This is a genomic window from Flavobacterium sp. LAR06, from assembly GCF_041946075.1.
In the GTDB taxonomy this organism is placed as follows: domain Bacteria; phylum Bacteroidota; class Bacteroidia; order Flavobacteriales; family Flavobacteriaceae; genus Flavobacterium.
The window spans coordinates 38,872-57,090 of the sequence record NZ_JAUTYT010000013.1 but is presented as its reverse complement, the minus strand read 5'-3'; the positions used below and the strand labels follow the sequence as shown (position 1 = coordinate 57,090).

10 protein-coding genes are annotated in these 18,219 nt (G+C 35.0%); 5 read left to right on the top strand and 5 right to left on the bottom strand.

Annotated elements, in window-relative coordinates; genetic code table 11:
- Positions 1–172 precede the first annotated feature (172 nt).
- From pbpC to Q7C23_RS18120, 3 genes are all read right to left on the bottom strand, one after another.
- Complete coding sequence (gene pbpC / locus Q7C23_RS18130) at positions 173–2,548, bottom strand: penicillin-binding protein 1C (RefSeq protein ID WP_375033826.1); 2,376 nt, start codon at positions 2,546–2,548, stop codon at positions 173–175.
- A gap of 111 nt (positions 2,549–2,659) precedes the next feature.
- Positions 2,660–8,338, bottom strand: a complete 5,679-nt coding sequence (locus Q7C23_RS18125; protein ID WP_375033825.1) for an alpha-2-macroglobulin — start codon at positions 8,336–8,338, stop codon at positions 2,660–2,662.
- A gap of 184 nt (positions 8,339–8,522) precedes the next feature.
- Entirely contained in the window at positions 8,523–8,966 is a 444-nt protein-coding gene (locus tag Q7C23_RS18120; RefSeq protein ID WP_375033824.1) for a nucleoside deaminase, read from the bottom strand.
- Positions 8,967–9,027: 61 nt separating this feature from the next.
- Between Q7C23_RS18120 and Q7C23_RS18115 the strand changes: the two genes are divergently transcribed.
- From Q7C23_RS18115 to Q7C23_RS18100, 4 genes are read left to right on the top strand one after another with little or no spacing between them, the layout of a single operon-like run.
- The gene (locus Q7C23_RS18115; RefSeq protein ID WP_375033823.1) at positions 9,028–9,798 is read left to right on the top strand and encodes a hypothetical protein; all 771 of its coding nucleotides are present in this window, start codon (positions 9,028–9,030) and stop codon (positions 9,796–9,798) included.
- Between the two features lie 6 nt (positions 9,799–9,804).
- A complete protein-coding gene (locus tag Q7C23_RS18110) occupies positions 9,805–10,665 on the top strand; it encodes a hypothetical protein (protein ID WP_375033822.1) in 861 nt (286 codons plus the stop codon).
- Between the two features lie 53 nt (positions 10,666–10,718).
- Positions 10,719–12,506, top strand: coding sequence for a 1-deoxy-D-xylulose-5-phosphate synthase (locus Q7C23_RS18105; protein ID WP_375033821.1), 1,788 nt, complete (start codon positions 10,719–10,721; stop codon positions 12,504–12,506).
- Positions 12,507–12,541: 35 nt separating this feature from the next.
- Positions 12,542–13,543, top strand: coding sequence for a DUF3078 domain-containing protein (locus Q7C23_RS18100; protein ID WP_375033820.1), 1,002 nt, complete (start codon positions 12,542–12,544; stop codon positions 13,541–13,543).
- 92 nt (positions 13,544–13,635) lie between these two features.
- On the opposite strand, the gene Q7C23_RS18095 is transcribed toward Q7C23_RS18100, so the two are convergent.
- Together Q7C23_RS18095 and Q7C23_RS18090 are read right to left on the bottom strand one after the other, a co-directional pair.
- Complete coding sequence (locus Q7C23_RS18095) at positions 13,636–14,982, bottom strand: deoxyguanosinetriphosphate triphosphohydrolase (protein ID WP_194658504.1); 1,347 nt, start codon at positions 14,980–14,982, stop codon at positions 13,636–13,638.
- Between the two features lie 232 nt (positions 14,983–15,214).
- Positions 15,215–15,676 (bottom strand): Lrp/AsnC family transcriptional regulator, encoded by a 462-nt coding sequence (locus Q7C23_RS18090; protein ID WP_375033819.1) that lies wholly within the window; start codon positions 15,674–15,676, stop codon positions 15,215–15,217.
- Between the two features lie 157 nt (positions 15,677–15,833).
- On the opposite strand from Q7C23_RS18090, the gene metE reads away from it, so the two are divergent.
- Positions 15,834–18,158, top strand: a complete 2,325-nt coding sequence (gene metE / locus Q7C23_RS18085) for a 5-methyltetrahydropteroyltriglutamate--homocysteine S-methyltransferase (protein ID WP_375033818.1) — start codon at positions 15,834–15,836, stop codon at positions 18,156–18,158.
- The last annotated feature ends 61 nt before the right edge of the window (positions 18,159–18,219 follow it).

Below are 18,219 nucleotides of genomic sequence, written 5' to 3'. Positions count from 1 at the left end.
GTTTTTTTATGTCTTTTTTTTGCGTTTTTTTTTCGCCACGAATTCACGAATTTAAGCTTATAATAATTCGTGAATTCGTGGCGGAAATTTTTTATACGCGATTGGTTTTGGAATTTGGACCCGAGCGATAGCGAACTGGTGAAGCAATTTTTAAATTGGAATTTATTTTCACTTATTCCCTCACAATTTCAATTTTCCTCCTAATCTCATTTCCAAAAGCATCCACAACCGTGATATAATGTGTTCCCGAAGTTGGCGTAATTGGCAATTCATGAAATGTTTTGGTTGTTGCTTTATAAACATCATCAACATACCAAAAAAGCTCTTTGTCCCTTTCAGAATAAGCGACTTTCAGAATTACGGGCTGTACCTCACTATTAAAATTCTTCGTCAAATAAATTTTGCTATTCGTTTTCGGATAAATAAAATCCATTGTTGTGGTTTGTGTTCCTTGACAATCTTCTTTAAACGGAGGCAAAGGCAAATATTCAATATGCTGGCTTTTGTAATACCACGCCATAACCGGAGGCAAAACAAACCAGCTTTTAGTGATAATATTATCAACACTTTCGCAACTGCTATTGACCTGGAATCGCTCCGATTTATCTAAATGAACCTTTTTATGATACGGACAAACTATCGTAGATTTTCCCTTTTTAGAAACCCATTGCTTGATTTTCGGGCAATCTTCTTTTGCCAAATAACCGCTCAAACGACAAACCTCAACTTCTTCTAAATCTTTATAAGGTGTTTCAAACCACTTTTGTCTAGGCAATAAATTAAAAACATCAAACAAAATAGGTGCCGCACTTGTAACTCCGGTTAAAGTTGGTCTTCCCTCGCCTGTCGCGTTTCCAACCCAAATCCCTACTACATATTTTGAATTGGTACCAATGGCCCATGCATCTCTATTTCCAAAACTGGTTCCGGTTTTCCAGGCAATTTTCAAGGAACTGTCATAAAATTTCCAGGCTTCATCTCCTTCTGGACGATTTACTTCTTCCATTGCATTATAAGTCAGCCAAATTGCTCCCGCTCCTATTATATTCTTCTGGTCTGTGTCTGAACCAAAATCGGGTTCAAAATCATTTTTATAATTCAGCTCTACAAATTCCTTCGTTCTATATTTTGCTTGGTTTTTAGTATAATAATTAACTGTGGACGATAATCCTGCATATGTTCGGCATAAATCCCATAAATTACTTTCGGCACCACCCAAAATAAGCGACAATCCGTAATGATCTGGCGTTTTATTAATGTCTCTCAATTTGAATTTTTGCAATTCTTCATAAAACTTATTTACACCAAAATCCTGAAGCATCAAAACTGCCGGAATATTCAATGATCGGGACAATGCACGATGCGCCGGAACAGCTCCATCAAATGTGAGATTAAAATTTTCAGGTGTATAACCCGCAATTTGAGTTGGTACATCAGCCACTAAAGTGTTCGGCAATAATTCGCCGTCGTCTAACATTCCTGCATATAAAAGCGGTTTCAAAATACTTCCTGTACTTCTTGGAGCGTCAATAATATCAACATCTTTTTGATGATCTTTATCTGTCGGAGCATTTCCAACATAGCTCATTACATTTCGATTCGAAACATCAATAACCAAAATCGCTAAATTATTTACTTCGTTTTGTTTGTATTGATTGTAATAATATTTCGCTATCTGATTGACTCTATTTTGCAAAGCATAATCAATTGTCGTTTTTACACGGGTTCCTTCTTCATTTTTTGCCACGCGCTGCAATAAATGAGGCGCAATTTGAGGCAAATCATAAGGTTTTTGTGGTAAAGGTTCATCGATTGACAATTCGTATGTCTGTTTATCAATAATCCCTTCCTGATGCAATTTCAGCAATAATCTATTGCGTTTATTTAATAACTTTACTTGATTCTTTCCCGGATAAATCAAACTTGGTGCATTTGGTAAAACGGCTAAAGTTGCATTCTCAGCCCAGGATAGTTGATTGGATTGGACTCCAAAATAACGCCACGAAGCCATTTCCAAACCAACAACATTTCCACCGAAAGGTGCATGAGCTGAATACATTTCTAAAATTTCATTTTTAGAATATCCCAATTCTAATCGGGTGGCAAGAATAATTTCGATTAATTTCTCAAAATAAGTTCTTCCTTTTCCTTTTCGGGATAAACGAATAACTTGTTGTGTCAAGGTACTTCCGCCGCGGACAATTTTTCCTGCCTTTTTATTCTGCTTAATGGCATTTACCATCGCAACGGGGTTAAATCCGGGATGTTTGTAGAAGTATTCGTCTTCAAAATAGACAATACATTTCTTGAATTTATCAGGCACGCTGTCTTGTGCAGGAAAACGCCATTGTCCATCATCAGCAATTTTTGCGCCTAGCAATTCTCCTTCTTTACTTTCAATTACCGTCGAATAGGGTTCCTGAAATAATGTTCGTGGTATAGAAAAATAATAAATCAGCAAGAGTATAAATACAATTGCTGATTTTATTTTATTTTTTTTTATCCAATTTATAATGCGTTGTAAGAACGCTATTAATTTATTTTTCAACTTAGTAGTTATTTAACCGCAAAGAGCGCAAAGATTCTTTTTGCCACAGATTACACAAATTAACACAGATTTAAAAATCTTTTTAATCCGTGTAATCTGTGACTAATTATTTTATTTTACCACTTCAACCCAAAATCCTTTTGTTCTGGCTAAAAATGTATTATCATACATCGCCTCACATTGTAAACCTGGCAAGTAATAATTCCCAAGATAAGAAGCGTTCAACAAAATTCGGAAGACTTTTGTTTCTCCGGCTTTCATTCCAAAATAGAAATTAGTTCTGTCGTCGCGAATATCAATGTAATCTGCAATGTTGTTTGTTGCATCGCCGTAATCCGTAAAACGGGTATTTACGATTTCGAATCCTGAAGGCAGAATTTGCGACAATGCTACATTTTCAACGTGTTCATTTCTTTGATTTCTAATAGTAACTTCGGCAATAAATTCAGTTCCCTGACTAATTTTAGAAACATTAATAACACTTCCTTTTCTGTTTTTGAAAACAATAGAAGCCGAAACATCACTCTGTACTGCTTTCTCTTGCCCGATTGGCAATACTCCAGTATTCAAAACACGAACGTAAACCGTATTATTTTTAATGTTTTTCAGTGTTATGCTATTAGAACCCGTTTGAGCAACCAAACTTCTGTCTGCGATTGTTTTTTGAGTATTTATCGTCTCGCCTTTTCCATTTTTGCTAAACTGAATATTGATTCCTTTTGGACCGTTACTTACAGCAAATTTCGACATAGCATACAAACAATAAGCCGTTGTCTGCGTACTCATCCATTGATTATTTGACATTTGTTTAGCTAATTTTGAAGCCATATCAAATGCTTTTTGTTTTTGTCCTAACAGTAACATTGTTTCCAAAGCCATTGCTCTGTTTCTTTCGCTTGAACCGTAATAGTAATAATTGTAGCTACTAGATTCGTCTTCAATTTTGCTATGTAAAAACAAGTTCAATCCAGCCGATTTTTGACCCGCCAAAACATATGCCGCAGCCAAACGCAGTTTACTTTCGTTTGAAATTCCTTTGGTTTCTCTTAATCTGTTCATTGAAGATAAATCGGCATTTCCGGATAAAGCCAACGTATATAATCTGTAAGCCTGAGCTAAATCATTTCCGTATTTCGCTTCAAAACGCCATTGTTTTGCTTCGCGTTGTTGATACGAAATCCATTTTGATTTGAAATTAATTGGCAACACATAGCCTTTTTTCTCTGCTTCAATTAAGAAATGTCCGGCATATGAAGTTCCCCAATCATCTGCAATTGTATTGCCTTGCCAGTAAGCCACTCCTCCATTTGATAATTGAAAACTTCCTAATCTTGTAATTCCAGCAGTAATATTCTTTTGAATAATTCCTTTGCGTGTTGCATCTAAATCGACAACATCATTTAAATACAATTGTGGAAAGACAGAAGAAGTTGTTTGTTCCACACATCCATGCGGATATTGAATAAGATATTGCAATCTTCCATTCAAATTCATCGTTGGCATTGATGAAACTTCCAATCTTGCTTTATTGCTTCCAGCAACACCAAATGTTTTCCATGAAATCGTTTTGGTGCTGTTTGGTGTCAGAATCACATCGGTAAAAGTATTCGTAACCGGATTTGGATTCGTCATATCGATTTCAACATCATAAACCGATTTCTCTTTTCCAGAAGTAGCAATAACCTGAACTTTCGCAATTCCGGTAGCAGAACCTACAACCAAATTGAAATAGGCCATTTTTTCATCAGGCGAAGCAAAAGTCAAGGATTGCGTTGCGCTTCCCATAACTTTTAAGCCATTGCTCGTTTTAATCTGAATCGAAACATTTTTGATATTATTCTCCGTTGCAAAAACTGTAACCGGAATTGTTACTTTTTCTGAAGGCGAAATTTTTCTTGGTAGCGAAGCCAAAACCATCAACGGACTTTTTACCGGAGTTGCTTTTTCAACACTTCCGTAAGCGCTTGTATTGGCATCTCCCGCAACCACCATAGTTCGAACAGAACCAATATATTTTGGTAATTTTAATTGATGTGATTTCGTTTGCCCTTTTTCCAATTTAAACGGGCCATAATACAGCACCACAGGTTTAAAACGATTGGCTTTTTTAGCTTTTCCACCGCCTAAATCCTGATCTCCACCAATGCTGAAAATCTGATTTATTTTTCCGCCATACGCTCCTATTACATCATCATAAATATCCCAGGTTTTAACACCCAAAGCTTCACGAACATAAAAACTATCCCAGGCATTTGGTGTTTTAAAACGGGTTAAATCCAGTAAACCTTCATCAACAACCGCAATAGTATAGGTCATTCCTTTCCCTGTTTTCTCTCCCACTTTTACCGTAAAAGCCTGCTCTGGTTTTAACACATCCGGCATTGAAAGTGTTGGTGCCAAAATCGTATTTTTATCCACTACTTCAATAGGAACAATTCCATACATACGAATTGGCGAATCATTTTTCGTTGAAGCGTGAGGCTGTAATAAGGTGATATTAAAATACACATTTGGAGCCATTGCCGAAGTTATTGGAACCTCAACTTTTGTTTCTCCTTTTTGTGTTTTCGCCCAAATGGTCTGCACTACTTTTGATCCGTTTTCTATAGAAACCAAAGCTCTTCCACCTTCACTTGAAGGGAAAGAAATCTGCGCTTTTTCGCCTACAGCATAGTTTTTCTTATCTGTAGAAAAAACCAACATATTGGCCGTTGAAGCATCTCTGTTACGTGTTTTTCCAGACCAAATTGGCCAGTCAATATTTACCGTTAAAGCTGTTGCATGACCGTCTGCATTATCTGAAACACGAATCAAGTAACGTCCCCATTCTTCATCGGTTAACGAAAACTGAACACTTCCTTTTCCGCTTGAATCGGTATTGATTACAAATGTTTTGTATGAAGTAGTCGCATTCGAAGAATTATAATTCGATAAGTTATCACTAGAAGCATCCCACCACCAGCGCCAGTCGACTTTATATACTTTCACTTCAAGGTTTCTTACCGATTTCGGTCTTCCATTCTCATCCACCGTCACAATATCAAAACGATTGTTAGTTCTGGTCTCCAACATTCCGTATTTGTTAGGTTCCGGCGATTTAATTCCGACATAGGTTTTATATGGAGAATAAGTAGTCGAAATGACATCGGTACTAAAATCTCCTCCTTCTTCATACACTTTTGTAATAAACGATGCACGAAGCATTCCCGGAGCCTGACCTTGTAATTTTGGCTGAATATTTACAGCTGCTTTTCCGTTTTCGTTTAATTTTCCAGAGAAAACATTAATTTCTTCTGTGCTGAATTGACGCACTAAATCATCAAAACTGAATTTCTCGTACCCTTTAAAAGTGGTAATTTGCTGAGAAAATTTTGCCTGCATTTCTACATTCAGATTTTTAGCAATTGCACCGTGAAGCCATGTTACTTCTAGATTATCAGTATTTGGATAAGATGATGAAAGTGTTTTTCTTGTAAATGTATTTTTGATTTTTAAACGGTTCGGTTTAATCGTTTCAATTTTGATGCTTTTGTAAAATTTAGCACCACCAACGCTTACCATTGCTTCCCAATTTCCTGTTGGCGCATCCTGACTTGTTGGAACTGTAAAAGCATAATGATTCAGTTCATTTGTCTTTTGAACCGTCTGGTAAACCGTTTTTCCATTCGGATCATTCAATCTAAATTTGATGGGATGTGATTTGGGAAGTTTGTTTGAAGCATCATTCAAAATGAAAGACAAATACAAATTATCGCCCGGACGCCAAACGCCACGTTCTCCATAAATAAAACCTTTTAAACCTTTTTGCAAAGTTTCGCCCGCAACATCAAAATTACTGACAGACAGTGAAAGTCCGTCATCCAGCTTCACGTACGTGGACTGATTTCCTAAAGAAACAATAGCAAAATAGGCAAACTTATTCAACTGAAAAGAAGCAATTCCTTCGCTGCTTGTAGCTGAAGTAGCGATTTTTTGCTGCTGATAGGTATACAAATCTACTCTTGCATTTGAAACTGGCTCTGTTGTTACAATATTGTTTACAGCGAATACATACGATTTATTTTCGCCTCTTTTTGCAATTACACCTAAATCTGTTGCCAGAATATTAGTTGCGATTTTAGCATTATAATAATAGGAACTTGTACAAGGATCCTGACTTTCTCTCCATTCGTAATCGTCATAGTAATAATCGTCATACGAGTTTTCACTATAATTCACATCATTTTCATCAACTTCTTCCTCTTCTTCCTCATTTGAACCTTCTTCTGAAGTTTCGCATTTGTATAAAGAATATTTCTTTTTGTATACAAATTCGACTCTATAAATGGCTCCGGGTTCCGGTGTAATAATTTTAGATAAATCCAAAGCAAAAGTGTTCCACTTAGCTGGGTTTATCAATTTGCTTTCAATTAAATTCAGCGTTGTTTTGGCGATGGGCTGAGCCACTTTCTTGAGATTTTGAGCTCCGTTTAATTCATTGTATTGAAGAAATTGCAGTATATTATTCTTGTAAATTTTATAGACTTTTACATCAACCGCACTTAAGTTTACGGCTTCGAAATTCAGTTTTAAATTATTAGAACTTGGTAAAATAGTTCCGTTTTTAATGAATTTAATACTTGGTTTGATTTGGTCAAAAGAGATTTTCTCAGTGTAATTCGAGTCCATTTTTTTGCCGTACTGACTTTCAATTCCCTGAAAAACTTCAATCAATAAATCTCCTGCCAAAATTTGTTCCGGTTCGGCTGCGGTTTCTTCTTCCTGAACTACTTCTACGGCATCGTCTACAACCGCCGCAGCACTATCAACCACAACGGCAGCCGAATCTACTAAAGAAACCGCCGTTTCTTCTACCGGAACAGAAACAGTAACTTCCTTTTGAACAGGTGCTTTTTCATTATTGAAATACACTTTTAGCAAATTCCCCTGAGTTGAAAATTTAAGATTATTGGTATTCTGAATCGAAACCAAACCTGCAAAATTCTGTCCTTTTTCCAAAGGTTCAGAAAAGTTAATCAAAACGGATTGATTGCTTCCATCCGGAACTTCAACTTTGACGATTTTAAATTCGTTTATATTCGTAATCGGAACATCGATTTGTCCTTTCTGATCAATATCAAAATCACTTCCGTCGTAAATAATTTCCAGATTTGTTGCTTCAGAATAACGCTGAATACTATCAATCATAAAATGGAATTCTTTTCCGGAACCTGAGTTTTTCTCAAATTTAATTTTAAGATTATTCCCTTTTTGCTTGGCTTCAACCAGCTGTTTAGCGGTTTCAATATCAATATTGTCTGCTGTTTTAAGAACGCAGTTTAGGTATTGGTATTCTTTGCTGTACGATTGAATATCAGCCGTATTTATGGTAAAATCCTGCTTGATGGTTTTAACCGTAAAATTGAAATCAGAAAGTTCCTTTTCTTTCTCTTTTGGAAATGTGATCAGTTTATCTAAGTTTAAAGTAACCTGATATTCTGTTCCCGGTTTTAATTTTTTTTCCGGAATAAACGCAATTGTATTAGGAGAAAGTGCCACGACTTTTCCATCAACACTTGGCGAAATATCAAACAAATCGCTGTCTAAAACCTGATTGGCTTTCCAGTCTTTTTTATCGAAAGCCAAAACCACCCGAATATCAGATTCCGACGAGACTATTCCTCCCGTGAAACTGACTATATACTCTTTAAATAATGAAAAATCGGAATTAAAATCGGCTGCTGATTTTCTGCCGCAAGATTGAAAAATAAAAAACACACAAAACACGAGAACTAATCCTTTTGCTTTCACTTTTATTTAGAGTTAATGGGTTACGAATTTTAAAGAAATGACAGAACGTTTTAACATTTTACTATTAAAACCATAACTAGCCAAATGCCAATTATATTGTAGTAAATGTAAAGTATTTTCTGAAATATTTTAAGAGGAAAATTCGCTACTCTAACTATTTAACTTTTGTTGAAGTTTTTAAAAATTATTTTCGTCTTTCAATGAAGAATCGTTTCATTAAATCAGCAGCTTCATTAGCCATAATTCCAGAAACTACAGTCGTTTTGGGATGCAGTTTTGTTCCCATAACCATAAAACCACGTTGCTCATCTCTCGCACCAAAAACAATTTTCGAAATTTGACTCCAGTACAAAGCACCTGCACACATTTGGCAAGGTTCGAGGGTTACATATAAGGTACAATCCTTTAGATATTTTCCACCAAGAAAATTGGCTGCAGCTGTAATGGATTGCATTTCTGCATGAGCTGTAACATCGTTCAACAATTCGGTTAAATTATGACTGCTCGCAATTACTTTATTGGCTACTACAATTACAGCTCCAACAGGAATTTCACCTTTATCAAAGGCAACTTCAGCTTCCTGTAAAGCTTTTTTCATAAAATATTCGTCGGTGAAAGGATTTATCATAGTTGCAAAAATACTGTTTTCGTATTTATTTTTTATTACATTTAAATTCTGATATTGAAATATGGAAAGAAAATTTAAAATAACGATTCCAGAACCTTGCCACGAAAACTGGAATGAAATGACGCCAAAAGATAATGGCCGTTATTGCATGAGCTGTTCAAAAACTGTTGTCGATTTTACGTCAATGCTTCCGGAGGAAATTCAGCAGTATTTTATTTCACATAAAAATGTCTGTGGAAGACTTAAAAGTGAACAGTTAAGTGAAATAAATATTCAGATTCCATCTCAAATATTACACAGCCAAATCCATTATCGAAAAATGTTTTTATTGGCACTTTTTGCAACTATGGGCACTACATTATTTAGTTGTCAAGACAAAGACGGAAATAAGAAAAAAATAGATACAATTGAAATTGTAGAAGATGTCAAACCAGAACAACGCGCTACTACTGGAATTATTTTGATGCCTATAGACAAACTTAATCCCGAAGAACACTCTCAATCTGGACAAGAGGAACCTCAATCTGGACATTACGGAATTATTTATAATTCAAATGATTTAGATGTTGCTGCTGTTCCTAAAAATGGAATAAAAAAATTCACTTCCAATTTTTCAAAAAATCTTATCACAGCAAAACAAGGAGAAATATCCCTTTTATTTGTAATTGAAGGCGACGGAAGTCTTAGCAATTTTAATATACTTAAAAATACAACTTCAGTAAGTGAAAAAGATATCATCGGAATTTTAGAAAAAACTCCAAAGTGGATTCCGGGTAAACGAAAAAATAGAATTGTTCGCTCCACTTACACTTTGCCAATTCCATTTAAGTAATAAAGAATGAAACATAAAATAACCATTCCTAAACCATGCCATGAAAACTGGGATAAAATGACTCCAACTGAAGATGGTCGTTTTTGTATGAGCTGTTCTAAAACCGTTATGGACTTCACTTCGATGTTACCTGATGAAGTACAGCATTTTTTCATCCAAAATCAAAATAAAAAGATCTGCGGAAGATTTAAAAATTCCCAATTGGATACGATTAACATTCAAATTCCAAGTCGCATTTTGCATAATCAAACGTATTATCACAAAATGTTTTTACTGGCATTGTTTATAGCAATGGGAACAACTTTGTTTAGTTGTCAGGATAAAAACGGAAATAAGCAAAAAATTGATAAAGTTGAAGTTGTTCAAGATGATGTTCCAGTAGATCATATTTCTGTTGGTGATCCAAAAATTAATAATTTACACGATACTATTGTACCACCCCCTCCACCTCCTCCAAAAGTAGACCAGGTTAAATTTAAAAAACCAGTTTCTGTAAATTCCAGCAAAAACATTACAGATAAAAAACATCCTTCAAATCAAGTTAAAGAAGATGATTCCAAATTTGTTACGGGTGCTGTAATGCAGACAAATGCAGAATTCCCAGGAGGTATTGATCCATTCTATACCTTTTTTGGAAAAGAATTTAAAACACCGGAAAATGTAAATGCCAAAAACCTCAAAATTCGAATCTCTTTTGCAGTAGAAAAAAACGGGTCTTTGTCCTATATTGAATCAGTACCGGTAGTTGACAAAACAATAGAGCAAGAAATTATTAGAGTTTTAAGCTTATCCCCAAAATGGCAGCCGGGAGAATCTAATGGAAAAAAAATAAGAATGCAATATTCCTTACCAATTGTATTGGAATAAGATCTCACTTAAAAAATTAAATTTAAAACCGTAAATTTGCTTTTTACCTTACAATGAAAAGCAATTTACTCTCCAACATAGTCAATCCTGCCGATTTACGCTTACTTTCTGAAGAACAGCTTCCAGAAGTCGCACAAGAATTACGTCAATTTATTATTGATATTGTTTCTGTGAAAGAAGGTCATTTGGGCGCCAGTTTAGGTGTTATAGAATTGACTATTGCTTTACATTATGTTTTTAATACACCCGAAGATTTACTGGTTTGGGATGTTGGCCATCAGGCTTATGGACATAAAATTTTGACCGAAAGAAGAGAAAATTTCCATACTAACAGACAAATTGGAGGTATTTCCGGTTTCCCTAAAAGAAGCGAAAGCGTTTATGATACTTTTGGCGTTGGGCACTCCTCCACTTCTATTTCTGCAGCTCTCGGAATGGCGATTGCTTCCCAATTAAAAGGCGAAATTAATAAACAACATATTGCAGTTATCGGTGATGCTTCAATTGCAAGCGGAATGGCTTTCGAAGGTTTGAATCATGCGGGAGTTACGGATGCTAACTTACTGGTCATTCTGAATGATAATGCTATCGGAATTGACCCTAGTGTTGGTGCGCTTAAACAATATCTTACTGCAGTAAAAGAAGGGAAAAATCCGAAGAAAAATAACATGATCAAGTCTCTGAATTTTGATTATTCAGGTCCAATTGACGGTCATGATCTTCCGAATTTAATAAAAGAACTCAACAGATTAAAAAATATAAAAGGCCCTAAATTTCTTCATATTGTTACTACCAAAGGAAAAGGCTTACAACAGGCTGAAGAAAATCAGGTCAAATATCACGCACCTGGCAAATTTGATGCCACGACGGGAGAGCTCCTTTTAAAATCAGAAGAAAATTTAGCTCCAAAATATCAGGATGTTTTTGGCTTAACGATTTTGGATTTAGCCAAAAAGAACGAAAAAATCATCGGAATTACACCTGCAATGCCATCCGGAAGTTCTTTAAAATTTATGATGGATGAAATTCCCGAACGTGCTTTTGATGTTGGAATCGCAGAACAACATGCCGTAACTCTTGCAGCTGGAATGGCAACTCAGGGTATGATTGTGTACTGCAATATTTATTCGACATTTTTACAGCGCGCCTACGATCAGGTTATCCACGATGTCGCTTTACAAAATCTTCCTGTTATTTTTTGCTTAGACAGAGCGGGTTTGGTTGGCGAAGACGGCGCTACCCATCATGGCGTTTTTGATATTGCGTATTTAAGAGCAATTCCCAACATGATTATCTACGCGCCAATCAATGAAATTGCACTTCAAAATATTTTATATACTGCTCAATTAGGACTTGACCATCCAATCGCCATTCGATATCCACGCGGGCGAGGTGTTTTACCAAATTGGGAAGTAGAAAATTTCGGACATTATGAAAAAATTAAAATAGGTGAAGCCAGCTGCCTAAAAAACGGCACAAAAATTGCGGTTTTATCAACTGGAAGCATAGGTAATAATGTTATTGAAGCACTTGATGAATGTTTAAATTCTGACGAGATTGTCCATTATGACTTTCCTTTTATTAAACCACTAGACAACAATATATTACACTCTATTTTTTCTAGCTTCAATCGTATAATCACTATCGAAGAAGCAACAATAAATGGAGGATTTGGAAGCGCTATTTTAGAATTTGCTGCTGCAAATAATTACAAAAATGATATTCAAATTTTGGGTATTCCGGACGTATTTATTGAGCATGGAACTGTAAATCAATTGCAACAATTGTGTAAAATTGACGTTAAAAGTTTGGTAAATCTTTTTTCTAACGATTCAAAATAATTATTTTGCACAACCGAAATATTAAATTCAACCTAATGAAATTATTGCGTTCTACCCTTTTGTTGCTGTTGCTGTTGTGTACTTCAAATAACTTCGCTCAAATTATCCAAACGACTTTAGACCCAAATCAATTACCAAAATTACCCTCTAACTGGACTAAAAAAAACCAAGTAGGTTTTGACATTTCAGAAATTGCTTTTGTTAACTGGAGTGCCGGGGGAACAAGTTCTATCTCAGGTTTATTTAAGGGTGAATTTGGAAGAACTTATGCCAAAGGAAATCATAAATGGGTGAACGAACTTATTGTAAAATATGGTTTAAATAAACAGGATGGTACCGAATTAAGAAAAACGGACGATGCATTTCAGTTAAACTCGACCTACGGATTTAGAAAAGATACCGTCTCAAATTGGTATTATTCAGCGAAATTCAATTTTAATACGCAATTTTCAAACGGTTATAATTATCCAAATAAAGATATTGAGATTTCCAAACCTTTTGCACCAGCCTATATCTTTTTAGGAGCCGGAGCTGAAAACTCAAATAAAGCAAAAAACAGAACGTTTTATTTCTCACCAATCACTTTAAAGACCACTTTGGTACTAGACGATTATTTAGCTAATCAGGGATCTTTTGGTGTTAGAAAAGCAGTTTACGCACCAGATCCTCTCGATCCTACCGCTCAGATATTAGTTGAAGAAGGACAAAAAGTAAAAGCCGAATTTGGTATTTTGTTTACTGCCTATATGAAAAGTGAGGTTTTTAAAAATATATTTTACGAAAACAGATTAAGCCTTTATACGGATTATTTAAACAAATTCGGAAACGTCGATGTCGATTATGATACCCGTTTAGATCTTGTTGTAAATGCTTATGTAAAAGCAAATATTGGTATACATTTAGTTTATGACGACGATATCAAAACTAAAAAGGATGTTGTTGATCCAACTACCGGAGCAACATCTCAGGTTAATGACGGACCAAGAGCGCAGTTAAGACAAGTTTTAGGTGTTGGCCTTGTATATGCTTTTCAATAGTAAAAAATCAATTTTAAAAAAATAAAATCACCCCATAAAATGATCATTTTATGGGGTGATTTTTTATTAGTTAAGCTTCTGAAAGGTTCTAATTAATTATTCTTTCTTCCGTTGATTGTTTCAAACAATTCTAACGCATTTCCATCTGTTAAAAGCGAAACATAATGACAGATATGAAGCAAACGCTCGTATAAATTTCCTTTGTCTAAATGATGCTTTTCCGGCAGCATTTTCAAAATCAATTTATCATAGTTTGAAGCAGTTCCATCATATTTATTATTGAACGCTGTTATGAATTTATCCAGCAAAGTCTGAATAATTTGATAACCCACAATTTCTTTCTCGATTACTTCACGGCTTTGATAGATTTTCTCAACACTTAAGTTGATAATATCATTCATTTGGGCTTTGTATTTACTTTTATCGGTTAAGGCAAACGGAAATTCTCCACGCAAAATTGCTTCTTCATTTTCAATAAAAACATCAACAGCATCATTAATTAATGCACCAATTGCCAAAGCACGCAAATAACTAATTCGGTCTTCTTTAGTTTCTAACAACTTATATTTAGCAACGCCAATATTATCTTTTACCAATTTTATAAGATATTCCAGAGCATAATCTTCAGAAACCAATCCTAAGTTTATTCCGTCTTCAAAATCGATAATAGTGTAACATATGTCGTCTGCAGCTTCAACCAAGTAGGCTAAAGGATGTCTTTCAAAACCAATATCACCATCTTCTTTATTGGCGATCATTCCCATATCATTAGCTACCTCTTCAAAGAATGATTTATCAGTCTGAAAGAAACCATATTTTTTATCTGCAATATTGTTTGTTGGTTTTTTAGGAAGGCTTTCTTTTGGATATTTCATAAAAGCCCCTAAAGTGGCGTATGAAATTCTTAGTCCGCCTTCAATTCCCGGGCGACTTGCTGTAAGAACAGAAAATCCATTCGCATTTCCTTCAAAATCTATTAAATCCTGCCACTGTTTTGCAGTCAGTTTATCTTTATATTTCAATCCTTTTCCTATTGAAAAATACTCTCCAATTGCTTTTTCTCCAGAATGTCCAAAAGGCGGATTCCCAATATCGTGTGCCAATGAAGCCGCAGCAACAATGGCTCCAAAATCATTCATATGATACCCATGAATTTCTTTTAAATAAGGATATTTTTCAAGAATTTTTTTTCCAACCAAACGTCCTAAAGAACGTCCAACAACTGAAACTTCCAAACTGTGCGTTAAACGCGTGTGTACGAAATCAGTTTTAGAAAGTGGAATAACCTGGGTTTTATCCTGCAAAGATCGAAACGCAGCCGAAAATATAATTCGGTCATAATCTACCTCAAAACCTAATCGTGTATCATCTTGTTCTACACGTAATCTTTTGCTAGTGTCGCCTTGGCGTTTTAGTGATAAAAGTTGTTCCCAGTTCATTTCTTATTTTAGATTTGTGATTTTAGATTTAGGATCTAAACGTCAAAAATACATTTTATTTTATGATAATACTGAATAAAAATAGGCCACAGATTAATTTGATTTAAGTTTTATTCGCCACGAATTCACGAATTATTTTAAATACTAATGATTTATAAAAATTCGTGAATTCGTGGCGGAAATTTAAACAATGAGCATATAAAAATCATTGTAATCTGTGACAAAATATTCATTAAAACTCCAATGCTGTGCTATGCTTAATTTCTCCCATTACAAAAATACTATTCGTATTTCCGATGTTTTCAATCGTTGACAATTTATTCATTACAAAATCCTGATAACTAGCCATATCTTTAACTAAAATCTTCAGCATAAAATCATAATCGCCTGCAATATTATAACACTCGATAATTTCAGGAAGCGCTACAATATCTTTCACAAAATTGCTTCCCACGTTTTTTGCATGCTCTTTTAATCGCACATTACAAAAAACTGTCATTCCGCGATTCATTTTATTCTTGTCAAGCAAAGCCACATATTTGGTAATATAGCCATCTCTTTCTAATTTTTTTATACGCTCATAAACTGGTGTAACAGTAAGAAATAATTTACTAGCCAGGTCTTTTGTGTTGATATTTGAGTTTTCCTGAAGGTGTTTCAGGATCAATAAGTCGGTTTTATCCAGGTTTTCCATAGTAATTTTTACGGCTAAAGGTTCTTTATAAAGATTTTCACAGTATTATAATCTTCAAAAATCCACTTTTAAAAGACTATTTACTTAAATAATGACCAAATATAAGTTATAAAATCTAATACAATAAATTTGTTCAGTAAAAAATACTGAATCAAAAATGAAAACAAATAATTTAGGTTACCCAAGAATTGGAAGCAACAGAGAACTAAAAAAAGCCTCAGAATTGTATTGGGCAGGAAAAATTTCTGTAGAAGAATTAATCGAAACCGGAAAAGACATTCGTCGCAGAAACTGGCATTTGCAATTAGAAGCAGGAGTTGATTTGATTCCGTCTAATGATTTTTCTTTTTACGACCAGGTTCTCGATTTGACTTTGACTGTTGGAGCAATTCCACAACGTTATCAGGAATTTGCCAAAACAAATTCTGCTATCGATTTGTATTTTGCAATGGCAAGAGGCGCGCAAAAAGACGGACAGGATGTTGTGGCAATGGAAATGACAAAATGGTTCGACACCAACTATCACTACATTGTTCCTGAATTCACAAAGGACCAAAAATTCGAATTGTTTTCTGAAAAAATAATCAATGAATTCAAAGAGGCAAATGCTTTAAAAATTGCTACAAAACCTGTTCTAATTGGACCAATCTCCTATTTACTTTTAGGAAAAGAAAAAGAAGAAGGTTTTCACCGAATTGATCTTATTGATAAATTACTTCCGGTTTACTTCGAAATTTTCGAAAAGCTACAAGCAGAAAATGTAGAATATATCCAATTAGATGAGCCGTTTTTAGCTTTGAATTTAACTGGTAAAGAGCATAATACTTTCACGGAAGTATACAATGAAATTAACATTCGTTTTCCAAAAATTAAAATCATTCTAGCCAATTATTTTGATTGCTTCGGAGAAAATTTAGCAACCGCATTGGCTTTGCCAGTTGATACTTTCCATTTAGATTTAGTGCGTTGTCCTTCTCAATTAGATGACATTTTAGAATCGGGACAATTGGCTTCAAATGTAAAGCTGTCTTTGGGAGTTGTTGACGGAAGAAATATCTGGAAGAATGATTTCAAAAAATCATTAGAATTGATCCAAAAAGCAATTGACGCTTTGGGTGAAAATAGAATTCTGGTAGCGCCATCTTGTTCTTTAATTCATAGTCCATGCGACTTGGATTTAGAAACTAACGATGCAACTTTAACTCCGGAAATCAAACAATGGCTGGCTTTTGCCAAACAAAAAATCAACGAAATTGTCATATTAAAACAATTAGCTTCCGGTGAAATCGATGTTAAAAACTCTGTTGATTTTGAAAGAAACGTAATCGCAAATGACAATCGTAAAACTTCAAAATTAATTCATAATAATGAAGTAAAAGCGCGTGTTGCCGGAATTACAGCTTCTGATGACAAACGTAAAAGCACTTTTGCAACAAGAAGAAAAAGCCAGATTGACGCTTTAGATTTACCTTTATTTCCAACAACCACAATTGGTTCTTTCCCTCAAACAGCTGAAGTGAGAAGCTGGAGAGCGAAATTCAAAAAAGGAGAATTAACTACAGAACAATACAACGATTTAATCGAAAAAGAAACCGAAGCTACGATTCGTTTTCAGGAAGAAACCGGAATTGATGTTTTGGTTCACGGAGAATTCGAGCGTAATGATATGGTGGAATATTTTGGCGAGCAATTGGCTGGATTTACGTTCACCAAAAATGGCTGGGTTCAAAGTTACGGAAGCCGTTGCGTGAAACCTCCTGTTATCTATGGCGACGTTTCAAGACCAAATCCAATGACGGTAAAATGGTCGAAATATGCACAATCCTTAACTCCAAAATGGGTAAAAGGAATGTTGACTGGCCCGGTAACTATTTTACAATGGTCGTTTGTTCGTAATGATCAGCCACGTTCTGAAACTTGTACACAAATTGCATTGGCGATTCGCGATGAAGTCGTAGATCTTGAAAAAGCCGGAATCAAAATTATTCAAATTGATGAACCTGCTATTCGTGAAGGTTTACCGTTGAGAAAAGAAGAATGGGCAAATTATTTAGATTGGGCTGTAAAAGCATTCCGAATTTCTGCTTCTGGCGTTCAGGATGATACGCAAATTCATACCCATATGTGTTACAGTGAATTCAACGACATCATTCAGAATATTGCCGATATGGATGCTGATGTTATCACAATAGAATGTTCCCGTTCGCAAATGGAACTTTTAGATGCTTTTGCCAACTTTAAATATCCAAACGAAATTGGACCTGGAGTTTATGATATTCATTCGCCACGTGTACCTTCAACTGCTGAAATGGTTCGTTTATTAGAAAAAGCTTCAGCTGTAATTCCGGTTGATCAATTATGGGTAAATCCAGATTGTGGTTTAAAAACACGTCACTGGGATGAAACCAAAAAAGCTTTGATCGAAATGGTTGCCGCCGCTCAGGAAATGCGAGCTGCTGTTGAAAACGGAGTGACTGCCTAATTTTATCCTAATATATTTTTGTTTTTTTAGTGTCAACAAGTGGAATCGAAAATTCTTGTAG

What these genes read in the sequence shown, in the direction of transcription:
- Q7C23_RS18105 (WP_375033821.1), top strand. Translation starts at nt 10,719, where the DNA reads ATGAAAAGCAATTTACTCTCCAACATAGTCAATCCTGCCGATTTACGC.
- Q7C23_RS18110 (WP_375033822.1), top strand. Translation starts at nt 9,805, where the DNA reads ATGAAACATAAAATAACCATTCCTAAACCATGCCATGAAAACTGGGAT.
- Q7C23_RS18100 (WP_375033820.1), top strand. Translation starts at nt 12,542, where the DNA reads ATGAAATTATTGCGTTCTACCCTTTTGTTGCTGTTGCTGTTGTGTACT.
- Q7C23_RS18115 (WP_375033823.1), top strand. Translation starts at nt 9,028, where the DNA reads ATGGAAAGAAAATTTAAAATAACGATTCCAGAACCTTGCCACGAAAAC.
- Q7C23_RS18120 (WP_375033824.1), bottom strand. Translation starts at nt 8,966, where the DNA reads ATGATAAATCCTTTCACCGACGAATATTTTATGAAAAAAGCTTTACAG.
- Q7C23_RS18090 (WP_375033819.1), bottom strand. Translation starts at nt 15,676, where the DNA reads ATGGAAAACCTGGATAAAACCGACTTATTGATCCTGAAACACCTTCAG.
- Q7C23_RS18095 (WP_194658504.1), bottom strand. Translation starts at nt 14,982, where the DNA reads ATGAACTGGGAACAACTTTTATCACTAAAACGCCAAGGCGACACTAGC.
- metE (WP_375033818.1), top strand. Translation starts at nt 15,834, where the DNA reads ATGAAAACAAATAATTTAGGTTACCCAAGAATTGGAAGCAACAGAGAA.